The organism is Pseudomonas sp. MWU12-2319 (genome assembly GCF_023242525.1).
Taxonomy (GTDB): Bacteria; Pseudomonadota; Gammaproteobacteria; order Pseudomonadales; family Pseudomonadaceae; genus Aquipseudomonas; species Aquipseudomonas gingeri_D.
Genome location: NZ_JALJES010000002.1, coordinates 217,744 through 238,715, shown reverse-complemented (window position 1 = coordinate 238,715; position 20,972 = coordinate 217,744). Strand labels below are relative to the sequence as shown.

19 protein-coding genes are annotated in these 20,972 nt (G+C 62.5%); 12 read left to right on the top strand and 7 right to left on the bottom strand.

What is annotated here, in order from left to right:
* Positions 1 to 74: 74 nt before the first annotated feature.
* Both M5C01_RS03775 and phnX read left to right on the top strand, forming a co-directional pair.
* Positions 75 to 1,184, top strand: a complete 1,110-nt coding sequence (locus M5C01_RS03775) for a 2-aminoethylphosphonate--pyruvate transaminase (protein WP_152737342.1) — start codon at positions 75 to 77, stop codon at positions 1,182 to 1,184.
* Between the two features lie 155 nt (positions 1,185 to 1,339).
* The gene (phnX, locus tag M5C01_RS03770; protein ID WP_103497830.1) at positions 1,340 to 2,167 is read left to right on the top strand and encodes a phosphonoacetaldehyde hydrolase; all 828 of its coding nucleotides are present in this window, start codon (positions 1,340 to 1,342) and stop codon (positions 2,165 to 2,167) included.
* Between the two features lie 125 nt (positions 2,168 to 2,292).
* Here the strand turns inward: phnX and M5C01_RS03765 are convergent, their stop codons facing one another.
* Positions 2,293 to 3,396, bottom strand: a complete 1,104-nt coding sequence (locus tag M5C01_RS03765) for a DUF2855 family protein (RefSeq protein ID WP_152737341.1) — start codon at positions 3,394 to 3,396, stop codon at positions 2,293 to 2,295.
* A gap of 53 nt (positions 3,397 to 3,449) precedes the next feature.
* On the opposite strand from M5C01_RS03765, the gene M5C01_RS03760 reads away from it, so the two are divergent.
* Positions 3,450 to 4,112: a TetR/AcrR family transcriptional regulator gene (locus M5C01_RS03760; protein ID WP_152737340.1), complete on the top strand. Its 663-nt coding sequence runs from the start codon at positions 3,450 to 3,452 to the stop codon at positions 4,110 to 4,112.
* On the opposite strand, the gene M5C01_RS03755 is transcribed toward M5C01_RS03760, so the two are convergent.
* Positions 4,109 to 4,669, bottom strand: a complete 561-nt coding sequence (locus tag M5C01_RS03755) for an NADPH-dependent FMN reductase (protein WP_103497826.1) — start codon at positions 4,667 to 4,669, stop codon at positions 4,109 to 4,111. The genes M5C01_RS03760 and M5C01_RS03755 overlap by 4 nt on opposite strands.
* A gap of 217 nt (positions 4,670 to 4,886) precedes the next feature.
* Between M5C01_RS03755 and M5C01_RS03750 the strand changes: the two genes are divergently transcribed.
* The gene (locus M5C01_RS03750; RefSeq protein ID WP_103497825.1) at positions 4,887 to 5,123 is read left to right on the top strand and encodes a hypothetical protein; all 237 of its coding nucleotides are present in this window, start codon (positions 4,887 to 4,889) and stop codon (positions 5,121 to 5,123) included.
* Between the two features lie 99 nt (positions 5,124 to 5,222).
* Positions 5,223 to 6,113, top strand: coding sequence for a LysR substrate-binding domain-containing protein (locus M5C01_RS03745; protein ID WP_152737339.1), 891 nt, complete (start codon positions 5,223 to 5,225; stop codon positions 6,111 to 6,113).
* Between the two features lie 12 nt (positions 6,114 to 6,125).
* On the opposite strand, the gene M5C01_RS03740 is transcribed toward M5C01_RS03745, so the two are convergent.
* From M5C01_RS03740 to M5C01_RS03725, 4 genes are all read right to left on the bottom strand, one after another.
* Positions 6,126 to 6,698, bottom strand: a complete 573-nt coding sequence (locus M5C01_RS03740; protein ID WP_100942751.1) for a GNAT family N-acetyltransferase — start codon at positions 6,696 to 6,698, stop codon at positions 6,126 to 6,128.
* A gap of 165 nt (positions 6,699 to 6,863) precedes the next feature.
* On the bottom strand, positions 6,864 to 7,619 hold the full coding sequence (dnaQ, locus tag M5C01_RS03735; RefSeq protein ID WP_103497822.1) for a DNA polymerase III subunit epsilon: 756 nt from the start codon (positions 7,617 to 7,619) through the stop codon (positions 6,864 to 6,866).
* Entirely contained in the window at positions 7,612 to 8,064 is a 453-nt protein-coding gene (gene rnhA / locus M5C01_RS03730; RefSeq protein ID WP_100942753.1) for a ribonuclease HI, read from the bottom strand. Before rnhA ends, dnaQ begins: the two co-directional genes overlap by 8 nt.
* Positions 8,065 to 8,158: 94 nt before the next feature.
* Positions 8,159 to 8,917 carry a methyltransferase domain-containing protein gene (locus M5C01_RS03725; protein ID WP_103497821.1) on the bottom strand — a complete coding sequence of 253 codons (759 nt, stop codon included), beginning with the start codon at positions 8,915 to 8,917 and terminating at the stop codon, positions 8,159 to 8,161.
* Positions 8,918 to 8,991: 74 nt separating this feature from the next.
* Here M5C01_RS03725 and gloB point away from each other — a divergent pair, with 74 nt between their 5' ends.
* The 7 genes from gloB (at position 8,992) to M5C01_RS03690 (ending at position 18,905) form a co-directional block, all read left to right on the top strand.
* On the top strand, positions 8,992 to 9,771 hold the full coding sequence (gene gloB, locus M5C01_RS03720) for a hydroxyacylglutathione hydrolase (protein WP_152737338.1): 780 nt from the start codon (positions 8,992 to 8,994) through the stop codon (positions 9,769 to 9,771).
* Between the two features lie 98 nt (positions 9,772 to 9,869).
* Positions 9,870 to 11,276, top strand: coding sequence for a transglycosylase SLT domain-containing protein (locus tag M5C01_RS03715; protein ID WP_103497819.1), 1,407 nt, complete (start codon positions 9,870 to 9,872; stop codon positions 11,274 to 11,276).
* 247 nt (positions 11,277 to 11,523) lie between these two features.
* Positions 11,524 to 13,356 carry an extracellular solute-binding protein gene (locus M5C01_RS03710; RefSeq protein WP_103497817.1) on the top strand — a complete coding sequence of 611 codons (1,833 nt, stop codon included), beginning with the start codon at positions 11,524 to 11,526 and terminating at the stop codon, positions 13,354 to 13,356.
* Positions 13,353 to 15,194 (top strand): extracellular solute-binding protein, encoded by a 1,842-nt coding sequence (locus M5C01_RS03705; RefSeq protein ID WP_152737337.1) that lies wholly within the window; start codon positions 13,353 to 13,355, stop codon positions 15,192 to 15,194. The genes M5C01_RS03710 and M5C01_RS03705 overlap by 4 nt, the downstream gene beginning before the upstream one ends.
* A 1-nt stretch (position 15,195) precedes the next feature.
* Positions 15,196 to 16,269: a microcin C ABC transporter permease YejB gene (locus M5C01_RS03700; protein ID WP_103497814.1), complete on the top strand. Its 1,074-nt coding sequence runs from the start codon at positions 15,196 to 15,198 to the stop codon at positions 16,267 to 16,269.
* A gap of 1 nt (position 16,270) precedes the next feature.
* Complete coding sequence (locus M5C01_RS03695; RefSeq protein WP_103497813.1) at positions 16,271 to 17,290, top strand: ABC transporter permease; 1,020 nt, start codon at positions 16,271 to 16,273, stop codon at positions 17,288 to 17,290.
* A gap of 1 nt (position 17,291) precedes the next feature.
* On the top strand, positions 17,292 to 18,905 hold the full coding sequence (locus M5C01_RS03690) for an ABC transporter ATP-binding protein (protein WP_152737336.1): 1,614 nt from the start codon (positions 17,292 to 17,294) through the stop codon (positions 18,903 to 18,905).
* A 97-nt stretch (positions 18,906 to 19,002) separates the two neighbouring features.
* Here M5C01_RS03690 and M5C01_RS03685 read toward each other — a convergent pair whose 3' ends face one another.
* Positions 19,003 to 20,862 carry a SurA N-terminal domain-containing protein gene (locus M5C01_RS03685; RefSeq protein WP_103497810.1) on the bottom strand — a complete coding sequence of 620 codons (1,860 nt, stop codon included), beginning with the start codon at positions 20,860 to 20,862 and terminating at the stop codon, positions 19,003 to 19,005.
* Positions 20,863 to 20,972: the final 110 nt, after the last annotated feature.

Here is a 20,972-nt window from a genome sequence, read left to right as displayed (position 1 = left end):
ATTTGATTGATGACAAGCCAAACGGCAATTTATGCCCTGTATCCCGTCAACGATCCCCGCCGCGAGAAACCCGCATGCGTACTGCCGCTCCCATCCTGCTCACCCCGGGCCCCCTGACCACTTCGGCCCGCACTCGCCAGGCAATGAGCCAGGACTGGGGTTCCTGGGATGAAGGCTTCAACCAGTTGACCGCGAGCCTGTGCGAGCAACTGCTGGCAATCGTCAAGGGTGCCGACAGCCATCACTGCGTCCCCTTGCAAGGCAGCGGCACCTTTGCCGTGGAGGCGGCCATCGGTACCCTGGTGCCACGGGACGGCAAAGTGCTGGTGCTGATCAACGGTGCCTACGGCCAGCGCCTGGCGAAGATCTGCGCAGTGCTGGGCCGTTCGTTCAGCACCTTCGAAACCGCCGAAGACCAACCGACCACCGCCGTTGATGTCGAGCACCTGCTGCTCGCCGACCCGACCGTCAGCCATGTCGCGCTGATCCACTGCGAAACCAGCACTGGCATTCTCAACCCGCTGGCGGAGATCGCCGAGGTGGTCGCGCGCCACGGCAAACGCCTGATCATCGACGCCATGAGCTCGTTCGGCGCCTTGCCCATCGACGCCCGCCAGGTGCCGTTCGATGCGCTGATCGCCGCTTCCGGCAAATGCCTGGAAGGCGTGCCCGGGATGGGTTTTGTGTTTGCCCGCAAGGAAGCGTTGGCCGCGGCCGCCGGCAACTCCCATTCGCTGGCGATGGATCTGCACGATCAGCACGCCTATATGGCCAAGACCGGCCAATGGCGTTTCACCCCGCCGACCCATGTGGTCGCGGCGCTGCACGAGGCACTGTTGCAATACCACGAGGAAGGTGGCCTGCCCGCCCGCCTCGGGCGTTATGCCGACAACTGCCAGGTGCTGCTGGAAGAAATGGCCAGGCTCGGCTTGCGCAGCTTCCTGCCGGCGGCGATCCAGGCGCCGATCATCGTGACCTTCCATGCGCCGAAAGATCCGCATTACCAGTTCAAGGCGTTCTACGAACGGGTCAAGGCCAAGGGTTTCATTCTTTATCCGGGCAAGCTGACCCGGGTCGAGACGTTTCGCGTGGGCTGTATCGGCCAGGTCGGGCGCGGCGATATGCAGGCGGCGGTTGCCGCTATCGCCGAGGTCCTGCGGGAAATGGAAGTGCTGGATATCTAGAACCCAAGACTGAACACGCCCCCTGTAGGAGCCGGCTTGCTGGCGATAGCGTTTTTCCAGGCGACAACGATGGCGACGATCAGATCGCATCGCCAGCAAGCCGGCTCCTACAGGTTTGTATTCCAACTCTTTTATTGTATTCAAGGCTGATCGACATGAACTACCGCAACCCCACCCAACTGCAAGCCGCGATCCTCGACTGGGCCGGCACCGTCGTCGATTTCGGTTCGTTCGCCCCGACCCAGATCTTTGTCGAGGCCTTCGCCGAGTTCGACGTACAAGTCTCCATCGAAGAAGCCCGCGGCCCCATGGGCATGGGCAAATGGGACCATATCCGCACGCTGTGCGACCAACCGGCGATCACCGAACGCTACCGCCAAGCCTTCGGCCGCGCCCCGAGCGATGAAGACGTCACCGCCATCTACCAGCGCTTCATGCCCCTGCAGATCGAGAAGATCGCCGAACACTCGGCGCTGATTCCAGGAGCCCTGGAGACCATCGCCACACTGCGCCAGCAAGGCCTGAAGATCGGTTCGTGCTCGGGTTATCCGGCCCGGGTCATGGAAAAGGTCGTGGCCCTGGCCGCCGGCAACGGTTATGTTGCCGACCATGTAGTGGCCACCGACGAGGTGCCGAACGGTCGCCCCTGGCCGGCCCAGGCCCTGGCCAACGTGATCGCGCTGGGCATCGACGATGTCGCCGCCTGCGTCAAGGTCGACGACACCGTACCGGGAATCCTCGAAGGCCGTCGGGCCGGCATGTGGACCGTCGCCCTGGTCTGTTCCGGCAATGCGCTGGGACTGACCTACGAGCAGTACCGCGACCTCGACCGGGCGACCCTGGACGCCGAACGCCAGCGTATCCACGAACTGTTCGCCGGCTCCCGGCCGCATTACCTGATCGACACCCTCAACGATCTGCCGCAGGTAATCGACGATATCAACAAGCGTCTGGCGAAGGGTGAAATGCCCCAGGGCAACTGATCGCGACAGCCAGCACTGCTCACTCAAGCCGAAGCACATCCTGTGGGAGCGGAGCTTGCCCGCGAAGAGGCCTTTGAGGACACCAGAAGCTTCGCGGGCAAGCACCGTTCCCACAAAACCGTGCGTCAGAGCTTGATGATATTGCCCTGGGTCGGCGGCACCTGCCCGTGATAGAGGCGTGAGACCAACTGTCGGGCGGCCTCGTAGCCTTCATCGACGACCACCTCCAGCAGCGGCGCCGGCCCTTCGCTCACCGTCTGATAGAACCGCTGCAGGCCTTCGCCGATATACTGACTGACCCGTTCCGGCCCCCATTCGGCATTGCGCTTGCGGATCTGGATGGGGGCAAAAAAGAACACCGGCTGCGGTCCCTCGATCGCCGTGAGTTGCGCCTCGCCGGTGGTTTGCGCGGAGCCGGCGAAACAGCTGTAGACCAGTTGCCGGCCGAGGCGTTGATGCACCCGGTCACGCAACGCCAGATCACCGGAAAAATCCACATACAGCGTCGGCTGGTCGGTTTCCAGCCGGTCCAGTTCATCGTAGGCCAAGGTCTGCTCATAACAGCCCAGCTCGGCGACAAACGCCCGATTGGCCGAGGACGTCAACGCCACACGGGTCAACTCGGGCCGCCCCTCCAGGCACACCGCCGTACCAAAGGCGGTCTTGCTCGACGCACTGGAAAACACCAGGCGCGTGGCGCCGAAGAACTGGTTGTCCTGAAGGAAGTCGGCGAGCATCGCCGAGGTCAGGAACAACGGCTTGAGCAGGATCTGCAGGTCCTCGGTATCCGGGCTGTAGTAAGGGTCCCAATTGCAACGGGTGTACTGGTTGTAGGCCGAGGTCAGGTCCTTGCGGTGCTCGGCACCGTCATAAAAGCCCCGTTCGGTCACCCGTTCCGGTTTCATCCACAAATGGCTGGCCATCGGAAAGTAACCGTAGAAGCGTTCCCCCACCGCCACCCCATCGACATTCGACAGCAAAACATCGGCAAAGCCCCAGACCGGTATATGCCCCCACTCCGCCTCCGCGGTAGGAAAAAAGCCCCAGTAGTTCATCGAGTCGCCATAGGCGGCGTAGGTGATGTTGTTGGTGGTCAGGGAGCAACGTTCGACCTTGAGGATCGCCTCGCCGGGACCGACCACCAGGGCACGTTCCTGCGTTTCGATCCGGCTCTGGCCGAGGTCGTTCTTGCGGGTGATCAGTCGTGTTACCGTGCTGGCACTTGGCATAATCAGACTCCTCTCTGCGACGATTGCGGGTGGAACCAGCTTAATGGCAGACCATGAAGAACGGGTTCGGAAACGCCGGCAAGCCGGCTGCACATAGCCTCAAGCCCCGCGCCAAGCCGCTCAAGCGGCCCAGTCAGGCCCGGGCGATATTCACCGTCGAGGCCATTTACGAAGCCTTTGTTCGGATTTGGCAGCGCAACGGCTGGTCCGCCCTGACCACCCGCGCGGTCGCCCTGGAAGCCGGGGTGGCCATCGGTACGCTGTACGATTATTTCCCGAGCAAGGCCGCGCTGCTGTCCGGTTATGTGCGCCATAGCGTCGAGCGCTTGCTGTGTCAGCTCGATGACCAGGTGATCCGTGCCGAGGGCCTGGACTGGCAGGCACGGGTCGAGCGTCTGGTACAGCTCAGCGGTCATCCGGCAAGCTCCGAGCAGCCGCTGTTCGACTACCCGCTGCTGATGCTCGAACATGAGATCGCGGAGCCCAAGCACCATCAACGGGTATTCCAGGAACTGTCGCAGAAATGGCGGGAGGCCTTCGACGCCTGCACGGACCTCGCCTCCAGACCTTCGGACCAGGCCATCGATGCCTGGCTGGTGCTGGTCTGGGGCGGGCGGCGTTACTGCATCACCGCGCAATTGTCCGCGACACAGGTGGAGGCTTGGCTGCGGGAAACCCAGGGGCTGATCCATCAGCGCCTGGCAAATCCCCTCTAGATCTTCCTGTTGCGCTCGACCCAGTGCCCATAGGCATTGATAAAGCTCTGCAGGAAAGGTTTGACCGTCTCCGACAGGTGGCCCGCCTCGTCGAACGCACTGCCCGCCCCACTCAGATAGGCTTCCGGCTGTTGCATGCACGGTACGTCGAGGAACACCAGGGATTGGCGCAAGTGGTGATTGGCGCCAAAACCGCCAATCGCTCCCGGCGAGGCGCTGATCACCGCCCCCGGCTTGCCGCTCCAGACACTTTTGCCATAGGGCCGCGAGCCAACATCAATGGCGTTTTTCAGGACTCCAGGCACCGAACGGTTGTATTCCGGGGTGACAAACAGCACCGCATCGGTGGCCCGGACCTGTTCGCGAAAGACCTTGTAGGCCGCCGGCGGCGCGTCGGTATCGATATCCTCGCTGTAAAGTGGCAGATCGCCAATCTCGACAATCGTCAGCTTCAGGTTCGCCGGTGCCAGCCCGGCCAGGGCCAGCGCCACCTTGCGATTGATGGATTGTTTTCTCAAGCTGCCAACCAGCACAGCGACCGTGTAGACGTTGCTCATAAGAACTCCCGACTATCTGGGCGAAGGAACAGTAGTTATAGATGATCGGCCGCTATTGTTCCGACGATTTTCTCCCGTCAGTCCACTGCTTTCCCCTTCGATGCCCCGGAGCCTGTAGAGTAGAGCGACTATATTTTCCACCTTGCAAAACTTCCCCCGCCAAACCACGGTCTACTGAGCCGCAAATCGGGTTTTCATTTCCAGAGGTTCTAAACAGATGGCCGCAGTACTCGTCGGACAATTTCATGCCAGGGATGCGGAAGGTCGCGTCTATTCCGTGCATGAATTCCAGGAATCCACGCCTTCAGCCGAAGGCCTGGCCGGCACGGAGCCTGTCACCACCTACAAACTGGCCATTGGCGATCGCGTCAACAAAATCGACCACAACTCATTTCAGCTGGTTCAATCCGGGGTCACGCTCACCCGTGAACCCGAGACCTCGACCGCTTCCTGATCTGGGACAACAGGCGCAACAGCCACCTGAAGTCATGTGCGCAGACTTGAGTTAGGATCAGTCCACTGACCCCCTCCCGGCTGGACACGGACTTCAAGCATGCGTTTACGCCATATCGAAGTAATCCAGGCCCTCCTGCAGACCGGCAACCTCGGCACCGCCGCCGAGTTGCTGCAACTGCCAGCGGCCACCGTCAGCGCGACCCTGCAGGACGCCGAGCAGCAGTTGGGCTTCCTGTTGTTCGCCAGCGTGCGCGGGCGGATGCAGGCGACCCGGGAAACCCGCGAGCTGCAACCCCTGCTCCACCGCCTGTACGCGGAAGTGGAACCGCTGCGGCGACTGGCCGGCAGCCTGCGTCAACATCAGGACCCCGCCCTGCGGGTGGTCTGTACACCGACCCTGGCCCAGCAACTGCTGCCCCAGAGCCTGGCGGCCTTGCGCCGACGCTTTCGCGAAACCCCCTGCACCCTCGCCAGCCAGCACACCCGCGAGATCGTCCGTGAGCTACTGCTCAGGGAGGTCGAACTGGGCCTGAGCCTGCACAATCCCGATCATCCACAGATCCACGCCCAGGCCCTGGCCGAGGGCAAGCTGCAATTGCTGGCGCCCCACGGCTGGCTGCAACCCAAGCAGAAATACATCGCCCTGCAGGAGTTGGCCGGGCAATCGATGGTCGGCCTGGAGGAGCAGGACACCCTCAGCCTGATGCTCGACAGCAAGCTGCAGGCCCTGCGGCCGGCGCCCCAGGTACAGACGCGGGTGCAGACCTACCAGATGATGCGCAGCATGGTCGAAGCCGGTGAAGGGTTGGCGATTGTCGACCCGTTCACAGCGGTCGGGGCCAGGGCCGGCGGACTGGATGTCTGCCCGATGTCACCGGCCATTGGTGTCACCCTGTACGCCCTGACCCTCAAGGACCGCGAACCGAGCGCCGCCTTGAAGGCCCTGCTGGAAATCGTCGGCGAGAAAGCCACCGCGATGCTGCTCTGAGCCGGCCGCCCGTCAGGGCTGTCCGGCAAACAACAGGTACCAGAAGACCGCCACCTCGGCGGTTTGCGCATCGATTCCGCGATAACGCAGATGATCGATCCCGCCCAGTACATAACCGCAACGTTCGTACAGGCGGCAGGCGCCCAGGTTGTTGTTCTGGGTTTCCAGCATGATCCCCGGCAGGTTCTTCTTGTGGCTCCAGAAGCGCACTACATCCAGCAGCGCCCGGGCCACGCCGTGGCGCCGCGCCGAGGCGTCGACCGCCAGCTCGTCGACATGGGCAAAACCGTTCCAGTTGGTACTGACCACCACATGGCCGACCGCACGACCGTCCAGGTAGGCCATGAAGATTTCGCTGTCCACCGCCGCGCGATAGCTGGCGAACTCCTCGGGGTCGATGCCATAACACTTGCGATAGGGCGCCACCGGCACCAGTGGCCATTGGTCGACCCGCTTGCCGATTTCGGCCAAGCCATGGGCCTTGACCTGAAAACTGAAATCGCTGCCCCAGATGTACTCGGAGAAACCAGCGTCAGCTACACGGACCGATACCTCGGGATACTTCGGGTTCGTGACTAAATGCATTGGGCCAATCATCCTCAAGCCTTGATGTCACGGTGCACGATCGGGAGGAGAAACGTCGGGCTCCTGTCCGGGGACATCCGGTCCCCGGACAGTGGACCTCGCTGCACCGGTCCCTTCAGCTTAGAAGGTCAATCGCCGCTGCACAAAAGATCATCCGCGCGCTGCTCAGTGGCGTTGCGCGTCGGCCTCGGCCAGTTGGGTCCAGAGCGCCGGGGCGCCGGCGGACTTGGCAATCGCTTCGAGACGCACGAGGTGTTCGGCCAGGTCGCTTTCGCTGGCACGAATGATCCGCGCCGGCTGGCGATCGGCCGGCAGGCGGCGGATTTCACTGGCCTGGTTACCCGAACCTTCACCGGAACCATTGCCATCGGTGGCGTTGCCGGCCAGGGACAGGCTGGTCTGACCGCCGGTCATGGTCAGGTAGACGTCGGCGAGAATCTCCGAGTCGAGCAAGGCGCCGTGCAGTTCGCGGCCGGAGTTGTCGACGCCGTAGCGCTTGCACAGGGCATCGAGGCTGTTGCGCTGCCCCGGGTGACGTTCCCGGGCCATCATCAGGGTGTCGAGGATGCTGCAGTGGCGGGTGATGTCCGCACGGTCCTGCTGACCGATCAAGGCGAATTCGTTGTTGATGAACCCCACGTCGAACGCCGCGTTGTGGATGATCAGCTGGGCGCCCTTGATGAATTCGAAGAACTCGTCGGCCACCTCGGCGAAACGCGGCTTGCCCACCAGGAATTCGTTGGTGATACCGTGGACGCCAATGGCGCCTTCATCACTTTCGCGGTCAGGTTGCAGGTACACGTGGAAATGCCGGCCGGTGAGGCGGCGCCCCATCAACTCGACGCAACCGATCTCGATGACACGATGGCCGTCGGTGACCGGCATACCGGTGGTTTCGGTATCGAGCACCACGCTACGCATGTTTGATCCCCCGTATTTCATCCACGCCACGGTTGGCCAACTGGTCGGCACGCTCGTTGCCGTGATGGCCGATATGCCCGCGGACCCACTTCCATTTCACCGTGTGCCGACTGACCTGCTCGTCGAGCAGCTGCCAAAGGTCGGCGTTTTTCACCGGTTCCTTGGCCGCGGTCTTCCAACCGCGTTTCTTCCAGTTGACCATCCACTCGGTGATGCCTTTCATCACGTACTGCGAGTCGGTCACCAGCAACACTTCGCAGGGACGCTTGAGCTCTTCGAGGCCGCGAATCGCCCCCATCAACTCCATGCGGTTGTTGGTGGTGTTGGCTTCGCCGCCCCAGAGTTCTTTCTCGATGCCCTTGCAGACCAGCAAGGCACCCCAGCCGCCAGGGCCGGGATTGCCCTTGCAGGCACCGTCGGTGAAGAGTTCAACAGTATCGCTCATTACAACCTTTCCATCGAAAATGACCCCGTGGCGCGCCGGTAACTGACCGACGCATCCCGGGCCGAGCAGGCTCGACCCTCAAGGAAAAAAATGCTTACTCTTCGCTTTGTCGCCGGTTGACCTTGGCCATCGGCAGCGGTACCAGCTTGCCGACCGGTTCGCGGCGTACCTGGCGCACGGGCCGCAGGCCGACCACGATCTTGCGCGCGACCAACAGATAGAAGCCGCCACCCGACAGCTGCCAGCCGCCGGCGATCCGCTCCCAGCCCGCCAACCGCGCTTGCCAGGCGGCCGACGCCAGCGGCGGACGATAGCATCCGAAGCGGCGTTTCTCCAGCGCGAAGCCCAGCAGGTTGAGCCAGTCAGCCACCCGCGAGGGTGAAATACAGCGGGCCTGGCGCAGCGCGTCATGGGCGAAAACATGGCGCAGCCCCCAGGCGCTCCAGGGATTGATGCCGAGGATCAGCAGGTGCCCACCGGGACGCACGGCGGCGGCCGCCTCACGCAGCAGGCCATGGGGCGACAGGCAGAAATCCAGGCCGTGCTGCAGCACCACCACATCGGCGGCATGCTCGCTCAGCGGCCAGGCCTGCTCCTCGCAGACGATCTCCACCCCCGGCAGCGGCGCGCCGAGGCGCACGTTGCGGCGCACCTGGTCGGCCTGCGGCGGGGTCTCGGCCGAGGGGCCGTAATGCACCAGGTAGCCGCCGAAATACCGCCCCAACTCGTCCTCGAGCATGCGCCGCTCCTCATCGAGCAGCAGTTGCCCGAGGGGACCGGACAGCCAGTCGCGGGCCGCGCTGATCAGTGCCAGCCAGTCAGGATCAGCCTGAGCGAACGCTTTATCGGTCATTGCCTTCTCCAACTCGCCACAGGTGCTTTACAAGCACTAAGATGCGCCATTGTTTTGCGCTTGGGAATTGCACCATGATACAGATCGACGCGCTGCCCGCCTTCACCGACAACTACATCTGGTTGTTACAGGATACCGTCCGCCGCCGCTGCGCCGTGGTCGACCCGGGCGATGCCGGGCCGGTGCTGGCCTGGCTGGAACAGCATCCGGGCTGGCAACTCGAGGACATCCTGGTCACCCATCACCACCACGACCATGTCGGCGGTGTCGAGCGCCTGAAACAGGCCAGTGGCGCCCGGGTACTGGGTCCGGCCAGCGAAAACATCCCGGCTCGCGACCTGGCACTGAGCGATAACGACAGCGTCACGGTGCTCGGCCTCGAGTTCCAGGTATTCGCCGTGCCCGGTCATACCCTGGGGCATATCGCTTTCTACCATGGCGATGCCGCCCGCCCGCTGCTGTTCTGCGGCGACACGCTGTTCGCCGCCGGCTGCGGTCGCCTGTTCGAAGGCACGCCAGAACAAATGCACCATTCCCTCGGCCGGTTGGCGGCGCTGCCGGCGACCACCGGCGTGTACTGCACCCACGAGTACACCCTGAGCAACCTGCGTTTTGCCCAGGCGGTCGAACCGCAGAACCCGGACATCGCCGAACGAATGGCACAGGTCAGCCAATGGCGGGCCGAGGGACGCATCAGCCTGCCCTCGAACCTGGCACTGGAATTGAAGACCAACCCGTTTCTGCGGGTCGGCGAAACATCTGTTAAAGAAAAAGCAGACGAACGGAACGGCCTCGACAACGGCTCGCCGAGTGAGGTTTTTGCGGCCCTGCGCCGCTGGAAAGACAGCTTCTGATCGAGGTGCGGTCAACACAAAAAATCTGAATGGTTGACCGCACCCTGAGCGCTTTCTAGAATCGCCCGACATTTTCGCCCGGAACTCACTTCCAGCCAATGTCGTCATCCAACCGAAAACCCACCCATTCAGACGCATTGACGCGATTGGCTCAAGCTGTTGCCGTGGCTGTGTCCGCAGCCCTGGCCGGCTGTTCAAGCCTTCATACCCCGGTGGACAGCAACAACGAACCGACCCCGAACCTCAGCGCCCGGATCAAGCAGAAACCGATCTGGCTCAGCGAAAAGGCCAAGCACACGCCGCCCCAGGACGTCTGGGAGCGCATGCGCCAGGGCTTCCAGTTGCAGGACGGCCTGGGTGTGAACCCGCGTATCGAACAACAGCGCCTGTGGTTCGCCAGTAACCCCGAATTCCTGGAAAACGCCAGCTCCCGCGGTAGCCTCTACATTCATTACATCGTCGAGCGCCTGGAAGAACGCAATATGCCGCTGGAGCTGGCGCTGCTGCCGGTGATCGAAAGCGCCTACAACCCGATGGCCTATTCACGAGCCGATGCCGTCGGCCTGTGGCAGTTCATTCCGTCCACCGGCCGCTCTTTCAACCTGCGCCAGGACCGTTTCTACGACGGGCGCAAGGACATCACCGCGTCGACCATCGCGGCGATGAACTACCTGACCCGCCTGCACGACATGTTCAACGGTGACTGGCTGCTGGCCCTGGCCGCCTACAATGCCGGCGAAGGCACGGTCAGCCGGGCCATCGAGCGCAATGAAAAGCTCGGCCTGCCCACCGACTACTGGAACCTGCCGCTGCCCCAGGAAACCCGCGACTACGTGCCCAAGCTGCTGGCCCTGTCCCAGGTGGTCATGGCCCCCGAAGCCTACGGCGTGAACCTGAACCCGATTGCCAACGAACCGTATTTCGCCACCGTCGAAGTCAACCAGCCCATGGACCTCAGCCGGGTCGCGGCCCTGGCCGAGATCGACGAAGACGAGATGATCCAGCTCAACCCGGCCTTCAAGCAGAAAGCCACGATGGACGGCCCGCAGCACCTGCTGGTGCCCAGCTCCAAGGCGCAACTGCTGACCGCCAGCCTGTCGCGAATGAACCCCGAAGAGCTGATCAGCCTGCGGCCGAAGAAGCCGGTGTTCGAATCCCTCGCCGGCAATTCACCGGCACGCCTGACCCGCCGCTACAAGGTGAGGACCGGCGACAACCTGACCTCGATCGCCAAGGCCAACCGGGTCGACGTCAAGGACCTGCAACACTGGAACAAGCTTTCCGGGCATCACCTCAAGGTCGGCCAGACCCTGGTCATGCAGGACAACGTCAAGGCCGTGGCCAGCAAGAAGGCCGCTACCACCTACAAGGTGCAGAAAGGCGATTCGCTGTATATCGTCGCCAAGCGTTTCAATGTCGAGATGCAGCACCTCAAGCGCTTGAACCCGCGCACTGGCCAGGCGCTCAAGCCCGGGCAGATCCTGACGGTTTCCCAACCGCGCTAATCGCCAACGACCGCGAAAACATCACGCCCCTGTAGGAGCAGGGCTTGCCCGCGAAGGCGGCCTCGATACCGCCAAAAGCTTCGCGGGCAAGCCCTGCTCCTACAGGTTCGGCGTCGCCTGCAAGCCCAGATTTCCAACCTGACATTCACAAGGGGATTGCGCCTCTTCCGGCACGCCTTTTTCCACCCGATACAAGCTGTTAAGGTACTGGCCCTATAGCCCAAGCCGCCTGGATCGGATCTCTGCCTTGACGCGTCCCCTCCTCCTGCTGTTCATCAGCCTGGCCTTGAGCTCTCCCGCAAGCGCGACGATCAGCGAAAGCCATGGTTATGCGCAGTTCGGCACGCTCAAGTACCCCGCCAGGTTCACCCACTTCGACTGGGTCAACCCCGATGCCCCCAAAGGCGGCACCTTGCGGGTGATGGCGTTCGGCACCTTCGACACCCTCAACCCCTATACCTTCAAGGGCACCAGCCCGGTCAGCACGCCCAATTTCCTGCAATACGGCGTCAACGAGCTCAACGCCACCCTGATGGCCGGCACCGGCCAGTACGCACCCTCGGGGGATGAACCGAACGCCAGCTACGGCCTGATCGCCCAGTCGGTGGAGTACAGCGAGGATCGCAGCTGGGTGGTGTTCAACCTGCGGCCCGAGGCGCGTTTCCACGATGGCACGCCAATTACCGCCTACGACGTGGCCTTTTCCTACCGCCTGCTGCTCAAGGAAGGTCATCCGCAGTACCGCACCAGCCTGCAGGAAGTGGCCCGGGTCGACGTGCTTACGCCCCAGCGGATCCGCTTCGTCTTCAAACGCTCGGGCAATCCGCTGCTGATCCTGCGCCTGGGTGAACTGCCGGTGCTGGCGCAGCACTACTGGCAAGGCCGCGACTTCACCGCCACCACCTTCGAGCCGCCACTGGGCAGTGGCCCCTATCGCATCAGCAAGGTGCAACCGGGTCGCCAGTTGGTCTTTGAACGGGTCAGGAACTGGTGGGGCGAAAACCTTCCGGTCAATCGCGGCAAATACAATTTCGATCGCGTCGAAGTGGAGTTCTATCGCGACAGCGACGTCGCCTTCGAAGCCTTCAAGGCCGGTGAGTTCGATATCTATATCGAACACCAGGCCAAGAACTGGGCCAGCGGCTACCGCTTTCCAGCCGTCGAGCGGGGCGAAGTGATCCAGACCCGGATCCCCCACCGGATCCCGACCCAGACCCAGGGTCTGTTCATGAACAGCCGCCGTGCCAGCTTTGCCCAGGACCCGGTGCGCGAAGCCCTGGGCCTTATGTTCGACTTCGAATGGACCAACCGCACGCTGTTCGGCGGGGCCTACCGGCGGGCCATGAGCTTTTATCCCAACAGCGAATTTTCCGCCACGGGCGTGCCGGCCGGGCAGGAATGGCTGCTGCTCGCGCCTTACCGCGAACAACTGCCGGCCCGGCTGTTCAGCGAACCCTTCAGCCTGCCGCAGACCGACGGTCGCGGCATCCCCCGCGAAACCCTGCGCCGCGCCCTCGCCCTGCTCGGCGACGCCGGCTGGAAACTCGACGGCCAGCGCCTGCTGAACAAGAACGGCCAACCCCTGCGCGTTGAAATACTGCTGGTCAATCCGAACCTGGAACGGATCCTCCAGCCCTACGTCGAAAACCTCGCGAGCATAGGTGTAGACGCCCGCTTGCGAACAGTGGATCGTGCCCAGTACAAACAACGTCTCGACCAGTTCGATTTCGACATGATCCTGATGACCCTGGACCAGAACCTCAGCCCGGGACTCGAGCAGTGGCAGTACTTCCATTCCAGCCAGGCCGGCGTCAAGGGCAGCAAGAACTACGCGGGGGTCGCAAGCCCCGTGATCGACCATCTGCTCGAAGCCCTGCTGGCGGCCCACACCCGCGACGAGCAACTGGCCGCCGGTCGCGCCCTGGACCGGGTCCTGCTCTGGCAACACATCATGATTCCCAACTGGTACCTTGACTATCATCGCCTGGCCTACCGCAACCGGTTCGCCTTCGTCACCACGCCGCCGTACACCCTGGGCCTGAGCGCCTGGTGGATGAAAGCTTCGGAGAAAGCCCAATGATGTTTTCGCGCGTCCTGTTCCTGCCCTTCAGCGGCCTGCTGTTCAGCGCCCTGGCCGGCCTTGCCGTCGCTGCTCCACAACATGCCCTGACGCTCTACAACGAACCCCCGAAATACCCGGCCGATTTCCAGCATGTCGACTTCGTCAATCCCGACGCCCCCAAGGGCGGTACCTTCCGCCAGTCGTCCATGGGCGGTTTCGACAGCCTCAACCCCTTTATCAGCAAGGGCGTGCCGGCCGATGGTCTCGACCTGATCTACGACACCCTGATGCGCCATGGCCTGGACGAGCCCTTCACCGAATACGGGCTGGTGGCGGAAAAAATCGAAAGAGCCCCGGACAACAGCTGGGTGCGCTTTTACCTGCGCCCTGAGGCACGCTTCCACGACGGCCACCCGATGCGCGCCGAAGACGTGGTGTTCAGCTTCCAGACCCTGATCAAGGATGGTGCCCCGCTGTACCGGACCTACTACGCCGACGTCGACGACGTCATCGCCGAAGACCCGTTGCGGGTGCTGTTCAAGTTCAAGCGCACCACCAACCGTGAACTGCCGATGATCCTCGGCCAGTTGCCGGTGCTGCCCAAGCACTGGTGGGCCGACCGTGACTTCAACAAGGGCAACCTGGAGTTCCCCCTCGGCAGCGGGCCGTACAAGCTGGCCGAGGTCAGGGCCGGACGCTCGGTACGCTATGAGCGAGTCAAGGACTACTGGGCCAGGGATCTGCCGATCAACCGCGGTTTCTACAACTTCGATGCCATGGTCATGGACTACTACCGTGACGGCACCGTGGCCCTGGAAGCCCTCAAGGCCGGGCAATTCGACTACTGGTTGGAGAACAGCGCGAAGAACTGGGCCAACGCCTACAACACCCCGGCGGTCGCCCAGGGTCGGTTGATCAAGGAGCAGATCCCCAATCGCAATCCGACGGGCATGCAGGGCTTCATCTACAACCTGCGCAAACCGATGTTCCAGGATATCCGCGTGCGCGAGGCCCTGAGCCTGCTGTTCGACTTCGAGTGGACCAACAAGCAGCTGTTCAACGGCGCCTACCACCGTACCCGCAGCTATTTCGAAAACTCGGAAATGGCCGCCACCGGCCTGCCGGACGCCGCCCAGCTGGCCATCCTCGAACCACTGCGGGGCAAGATTCCCGAACAGGTCTTCACCCAGGCCTTCGAACCCTCGGTGTGCGACGCCAGCGGCATGATCCGTCCGCAACAACGCCGTGCCTACCAGCTGTTGCTGGAGGCCGGCTGGCGCATCGTCGACGACAAGATGGTCGACGCCCAGGGCAAGCCGGTGAGCATCGAGTTCCTCCTCGCCCAGACCGATTTCGAGCGGGTGCTGCTGCCGTTCAAGCGCAACCTCGCCGACATCGGCATCGATCTGGTGATTCGCCGGGTCGATGTTTCCCAGTACATCAACCGCCTGCGCTCGCGGGACTTCGACATGGTCGTCGGCAGCTTCCCGCAGTCCAACTCACCGGGCAACGAGCAACGCGAGTTCTGGAAATCTTCCAGCGCCGACAAACCCGGCAGCCGCAACCTCATGGGCCTCAAGGACCCGGCGGTGGATGAGCTGGTGGAAACGCTGATCGATTCCGACTCCCGGCAGAGCCTGGTGGAGCATGCCCGCGCCCTGGACCGCGTGCTGCAATGGGGCTTCTACGTGATCCCCAACTGGCATATCAAGACCTGGCGCGTGGCCTACTGGGACCATATCGGCCATCCGAAGGTCTCGCCAGCCTACGATATCGGCCTCGACACCTGGTGGATCAAGCCGGATGCCAAGCCGGCGGTACCACTACAAACCGACAGCACGAGCGCGGAGCAATAAGATGCTGGCCTATATTTTTCGCCGACTGCTACTGATCATCCCGACCCTGTTCGGCATCCTGCTGATCAATTTCGTGATCATCCAGGCCGCCCCCGGCGGCCCCGTGGAACAGATGATCGCCAAGCTCGAAGGCTTCGAAGGCGCCACCAGCCGGATCGCCGGCGGCGGTGCGGAAGTCTCGGTGGCCGGTTCCAGCTATCGCGGTGCCCAGGGCCTGGACCCGGCCCTGATCAAGGAAATCGAGCACATGTACGGCTTCGACAAGTCGGCGCCGGAACGCTTGTGGATCATGATCAAGAACTACGCGACCCTGGACTTCGGCAACAGCTTCTTCCGCGATGCCAAGGTCGTCGACCTGATCAAGGAAAAGATGCCGGTATCGATTTCCCTCGGGCTCTGGAGCACCCTGATCATGTACCTGGTCTCCATTCCGCTGGGCATTGCCAAAGCCACTCGCCATGGCAGTCATTTCGATGTCTGGACCAGTTCGGCGATCATCGTCGGTTATGCGATTCCGGCGTTCCTGTTCGCGATCCTGCTGATCGTGGTGTTCGCCGGAGGCAGCTACCTGAACTGGTTCCCCTTGCGCGGACTGACCTCGAACAACTTCGATCAGTTGGGCTTCGGCGGCAAGATCCTCGACTACTTCTGGCACCTGGCGCTGCCGGTTACCGCCCTGGTCATCGGCAACTTCGCCACCATGACCCTGCTGACCAAGAACAGCTTCCTCGATGAAATCAACAAGCAGTACGTGGTCACCGCCAAGGCCAAGGGCCTGACCCAGCGCCGCGTGCTCTACGGTCATGTGTTTCGCAACGCCATGCTGCTGGTCATTGCCGGTTTCCCCTCGGCCTTCATCGGCATCTTCTTCACCGGCTCCCTGCTGGTGGAAGTGATCTTCTCCCTCGACGGCCTGGGCCTGATGAGCTTCGAGGCGGCGATCAACCGCGACTATCCGATCGTCTTCGGCACCCTGTTCATCTTCACCCTGCTGGGGCTGGTGGTGAAACTGATCGGCGACATTACCTACACCCTGGTCGATCCGCGGATCGACTTCGAACATCGGGAGCATTGAGATGCAGTTATCCCCCCTCAATCGCCGACGCTTCGAACGTTTCAAGGCCAACAAGCGCGGCTGGTGGTCGCTATGGCTGTTCCTGGTGCTGTTCGTCCTGAGCCTCGGCGCCGAACTGATCGCCAACGACAAGCCACTGCTGGTGCACTACGACGGCGGCTGGTATTTCCCGGCCCTCAAGCGGTATCCGGAAACCACCTTCGGCGGTGAGTTCCCGCTGGAAGCCAACTACAAGAGCCCGTACATCCGCGAACTGCTCAAGGCCAAGGACGCCTGGACGTTGTGGGCGCCGATTCCGTTCAGCTATCAGAGCATCAACTACGACCTGCGTGTCCCGGCCCCCGCCCCGCCATCGGCGGACAACCTGCTGGGCACCGATGACCAGGGCCGCGACGTGCTCGCCCGGGTGATCTACGGCTTCCGCATCTCGGTGCTGTTCGCCCTGACCCTGACCGTGCTCAGTTCCATCATCGGCGTGATCGCCGGCGCCTTGCAGGGCTTCTATGGCGGCTGGGTCGACCTGGCCGGGCAGCGTTTCCTGGAAATCTGGTCCGGGCTGCCAGTGCTCTACCTGCTGATCATCCTCGCCAGCTTCGTCCAGCCGAACTTCTGGTGGCTGCTGGGGATCATGCTGCTGTTTTCCTGGATGAGCCTGGTGGACGTGGTGCGCGCCGAGTTCCTCCGTGGGCGCAACCTGGAATATGTCCGCGCGGCCCGGGCCCTGGGCATGCAGAACGGCGCGATCATGTTCCGCCATATCCTGCCCAACGCCATGGTCTCGACCATGACCTTCATGCCCTTCATCCTCACCGGCGCCATCGGCACCTTGACCGCCCTGGACTTCCTCGGCTTCGGCCTGCCGGCCGGTTCGCCGTCCCTGGGCGAACTGGTGGCCCAGGGCAAATCCAATCTGCAGGCGCCCTGGCTGGGCATGAGCGCGTTCGCCGTGCTGGCCTTGATGCTCAGCCTGCTGGTGTTTATCGGCGAGTCCGCTCGCGATGCCTTCGACCCGAGGAAGTAAGATGAATCAGGACAATCTGATCGAAGTGCGCGACCTCTCGGTGGAGTTCGTGGTCGGCGAGCAGCGCCAGCGGGTGGTGGAAAACCTCAGCTTCGATATCCGTCGCGGCGAGACCCTGGCCCTGGTGGGCGAAAGCGGCTCGGGCAAGTCGGTCACCGCGCACTCGATCCTGCGCCTGCTGCCCTACCCCCTGGCCCACCACCCCAGCGGTACGATCCAGTATTCCGGGCAGGACCTGCTGACCCTGAAAGAGAAGACCATCCGCCACATCCGTGGCAACCGCATCGCGATGATCTTCCAGGAGCCGATGACCTCGCTGAACCCGCTGCACTCCATCGAGAAGCAGATCAACGAAGTGCTCGGCATCCACAAGGGCCTGACCGGCAAGGTGGCCACTCGACGCACCCTGGAGCTGCTGGAACTGGTGGGCATCCCCGAGCCACACAAACGCCTCAGAGCCCTCCCACACGAGCTCTCAGGCGGCCAGCGCCAGCGTGTAATGATCGCCATGGCCCTGGCCAATGAGCCGGAGCTGCTGATCGCCGACGAACCGACCACCGCCCTCGATGTGACGGTGCAGTTGAAAATCCTCGAATTGCTCAAGGAACTGCAGGCACGCCTGGGCATGGCCCTGCTGCTGATCAGCCATGACCTCAACCTGGTACGCCGGATCGCCCACCGGGTGTGCGTCATGCAGCGCGGCCGGATCGTCGAGCAGGCCGACTGCGAAGCCCTGTTCCAGGCCCCGCAACATCCCTACACCTGTGAACTGCTCAGCGCCGAACCCCGTGGCGAACCGGCCGTGACCGAGGTCGGTGAGCCGCTGCTGGAGGTGGACGACCTCAAGGTCTGGTTCCCCATCAAGAAAGGCCTGTTGCGTAGCACCGTGGACCATGTGAAGGCCGTGGACGGCATCCAGTTCAGCCTGCCCCGGGGCCAGACCCTGGGCATTGTCGGCGAAAGCGGCTCGGGCAAATCCACCCTCGGCCTGGCGATCCTGCGACTGATCGGCAGCCAGGGCGATATCCGTTTCGAAGGCCAGTCGTTGAGCGGCCTGTCGCAGAAACAGGTGCGACCGTTGCGTCGGGAAATGCAGGTGGTGTTCCAGGACCCGTTCGGCAGCCTCAGCCCGCGCATGTGCGTCAGCCAGATTGTCGGCGAAGGTCTGCGCATCCATAAGATCGGTAACGAGCAGGAACAGGAAGCGGCGATCATCGCGGCGCTGAAAGAAGTCGGCCTGGATCCGGAAACCCGCAACCGCTACCCCCACGAGTTCTCCGGCGGACAACGCCAGCGCATCGCCATTGCCCGGGCGCTGGTGCTCAAGCCGGCGTTGATCCTGCTCGACGAGCCGACCTCGGCCCTCGACCGCACGGTGCAGCGCCAGGTCGTCGAACTGCTGCGCTCGTTGCAGATCAAGTACAACCTGACCTACCTGTTCATCAGCCACGACCTGGCGGTGGTCAAGGCGCTGAGCCACCAGCTGATGGTGGTCAAGCATGGCAAGGCCGTTGAACAAGGCGACGCAAAGGACATCTTTGCCGCGCCGCAACATCCTTATACAAAACAGTTGCTGGAAGCGGCGTTCCTGGTGCCCGGGACGGGTCCAGTGTAGGTACGCCGAGCGACGACTCCTGTTTCCCGGACATAAAAAAAGACCGCTCAATGAGCGGTCTTTTTTTATGTAGCGAGCGTTGGCTGAATCAAGTGCCTCAGAAGCGCTTGATGTCCGCCTGGCCTTCCAGCTGCTTGCGGTAGGCCGCGAAGTCCTGCTGGCCGGCACGGGAGGCGAGGAAGCGACGATAGGACGCCTTCTCTTCTTCGCTTGGTGCCGCGCCTTCGTTCACGCCGTTCAGACGCACCAGCACCAGGCTGCCATCAGCCAGGGTCACGGTGCTGAAGGTCGGCTTGTCCTTGCCTTCGGGCTTGGGCATGCGGAACAGCGCTTGCAACACTGCAGGATCAACACCTTCCTGACCGCGGGTGACGGCTTCCTGAGTTTTCCAGGTCTGGCCGGCCGGCAGTGCCTTGCCTTCACGCAGGCTGGCGATCAGTTCGTCAGCCTTGACCTTGGCCGCCGCCGTGGCGTGCTCCTTGGTCAATTGCTTGCGAATCGGCGCATCCACGCTGGCCAGAGGCAGTTGCTCAGGCTTGTGGTGTTCCTTGGCACGCAATACCACCACGGTGTCCGGATCCAGCTCGAGGGCGGTGCTGTTGGCACCCTCATCCAGCACTTCCGGACTGAACGCCGCCGTCACGACAGCACGGTTGGCTGCTACACCTTCACCACCTTCACGCCCGAACGGCGCCGAGGTGTGCACCTTCAGGTTCAGGTCCTGGGCCGGCTGGGCCAGGTCGGAAGCTTCGAACGAGGCGTCTTCGAGCTGCTTGGTCGCCTCGACGAAACGCTGTTCCACTTGCTGGTTTTTCAGCTCGCGGGTCAGCTTGTCCTTCAGGCTGGCGAAGGTCGGTACTTGCGGTGCCTCGACGCCCAGCAACTTGATCAGGTGATAACCGAACTCGCTGCGCACCGGTCCCGACACCTGGTCCTTGGTCAAGGCATACAACGCCTTTTCAAAGGCCGGGTCATAGACACCCGGGCCGGCGAAACCGAGGTCACCGCCATGGCTGGCCGAACCCGGGTCCTGGGAGAACTCCTTGGCCAGGGCGTCGAAATGCTCACCCTTGGCCAGGCGCTGCTGGATCTCTTCGATCTTCGCCTTGGCCTGTGCGTCGTTCACCTTGTCATTCACTTCGATCAGAATGTGCGCTGCACGACGCTGTTCAGCGAGGTTCGCGGTTTCTTTCTGATACAGCGCCTGCAGGTCTTCATCCTTGACGGTGACCTGATCGAAGAACGAGGACTTCTTCAGCTCCAGGTAATCGACGACCACCTGGTCCGGCGTCATGAACTCCTTGGCGTGCTTGTCGTAGTAGGCCTTGACCTCGTCATCGGTCAGCTTGACCGCCGACAGATCGACCGGCACGTTCAGCGAAGCGAAATCGCGGGTCTGTTTTTCCAGACGGGCAAACGCCAGTACCTGGGCATCAGTGACGAAACCACTGCCCGCCAGACCGGCACGGATCTGGCCGATCAGCATTTCCTGAGCCAGCATCTGGCGGAATTGCATACGACCGTAGCCCAGTTGACGAATCACCTGGTCGAAACGATCGGAGCTGAACTTGCCGTCCACCTGGAATTCAGGGGTTTGCAGGATGACCTGGTCCAGAGCACCCTCGGAGAAAGCGAACTTCGACTTCTCGGCGCCCTGCAGCAGCAGCTTGCGATCGATCAGCCCCTTGAGGGCGGATTCGCGGAGCATTTTCTCATCCAGCAACGAGGCATCGAAATCCTTGCCCAGCTGTTGCATGAGTTGGCGACGTTGCATGTCGACCGCCTGGCTCAGCTCGGTCTGGGTGATCTCGTCACCGTTGACCTTGGCCGCGTCCTGGCTAGTGGAGGTGGCCCTGAAAATGGCATCGAAACCGGTCAGCGCCATCAATGCGACGATGACTCCGATGATGGTCTTGGCAATCCAGCCTTGTGAATTGTCCCTGATATTTTGCAGCATGCGTCCCCCAGAAACGGTTGAACTTCAATGTGGGCAACCGTGGAGCGTGGGTAGAATCCGGATAGAAGAAAGGCGCATCCGAGGATGCGCCTTCTCGTAACTGGCAGAGC

What these genes read in the sequence shown, in the direction of transcription:
- M5C01_RS03745 (WP_152737339.1), top strand. Translation starts at nt 5,223, where the DNA reads ATGCGTTTACGCCATATCGAAGTAATCCAGGCCCTCCTGCAGACCGGC.
- M5C01_RS03685 (WP_103497810.1), bottom strand. Translation starts at nt 20,862, where the DNA reads ATGCTGCAAAATATCAGGGACAATTCACAAGGCTGGATTGCCAAGACC.
- phnX (WP_103497830.1), top strand. Translation starts at nt 1,340, where the DNA reads ATGAACTACCGCAACCCCACCCAACTGCAAGCCGCGATCCTCGACTGG.
- M5C01_RS03760 (WP_152737340.1), top strand. Translation starts at nt 3,450, where the DNA reads ATGAAGAACGGGTTCGGAAACGCCGGCAAGCCGGCTGCACATAGCCTC.
- M5C01_RS03755 (WP_103497826.1), bottom strand. Translation starts at nt 4,669, where the DNA reads ATGAGCAACGTCTACACGGTCGCTGTGCTGGTTGGCAGCTTGAGAAAA.
- M5C01_RS03725 (WP_103497821.1), bottom strand. Translation starts at nt 8,917, where the DNA reads ATGACCGATAAAGCGTTCGCTCAGGCTGATCCTGACTGGCTGGCACTG.
- M5C01_RS03765 (WP_152737341.1), bottom strand. Translation starts at nt 3,396, where the DNA reads ATGCCAAGTGCCAGCACGGTAACACGACTGATCACCCGCAAGAACGAC.
- rnhA (WP_100942753.1), bottom strand. Translation starts at nt 8,064, where the DNA reads ATGAGCGATACTGTTGAACTCTTCACCGACGGTGCCTGCAAGGGCAAT.
- M5C01_RS03705 (WP_152737337.1), top strand. Translation starts at nt 13,353, where the DNA reads ATGATGTTTTCGCGCGTCCTGTTCCTGCCCTTCAGCGGCCTGCTGTTC.
- M5C01_RS03715 (WP_103497819.1), top strand. Translation starts at nt 9,870, where the DNA reads ATGTCGTCATCCAACCGAAAACCCACCCATTCAGACGCATTGACGCGA.
- M5C01_RS03740 (WP_100942751.1), bottom strand. Translation starts at nt 6,698, where the DNA reads ATGCATTTAGTCACGAACCCGAAGTATCCCGAGGTATCGGTCCGTGTA.
- gloB (WP_152737338.1), top strand. Translation starts at nt 8,992, where the DNA reads ATGATACAGATCGACGCGCTGCCCGCCTTCACCGACAACTACATCTGG.
- M5C01_RS03775 (WP_152737342.1), top strand. Translation starts at nt 75, where the DNA reads ATGCGTACTGCCGCTCCCATCCTGCTCACCCCGGGCCCCCTGACCACT.
- M5C01_RS03700 (WP_103497814.1), top strand. Translation starts at nt 15,196, where the DNA reads ATGCTGGCCTATATTTTTCGCCGACTGCTACTGATCATCCCGACCCTG.
- M5C01_RS03750 (WP_103497825.1), top strand. Translation starts at nt 4,887, where the DNA reads ATGGCCGCAGTACTCGTCGGACAATTTCATGCCAGGGATGCGGAAGGT.
- M5C01_RS03695 (WP_103497813.1), top strand. Translation starts at nt 16,271, where the DNA reads ATGCAGTTATCCCCCCTCAATCGCCGACGCTTCGAACGTTTCAAGGCC.
- dnaQ (WP_103497822.1), bottom strand. Translation starts at nt 7,619, where the DNA reads ATGCGTAGCGTGGTGCTCGATACCGAAACCACCGGTATGCCGGTCACC.
- M5C01_RS03690 (WP_152737336.1), top strand. Translation starts at nt 17,292, where the DNA reads ATGAATCAGGACAATCTGATCGAAGTGCGCGACCTCTCGGTGGAGTTC.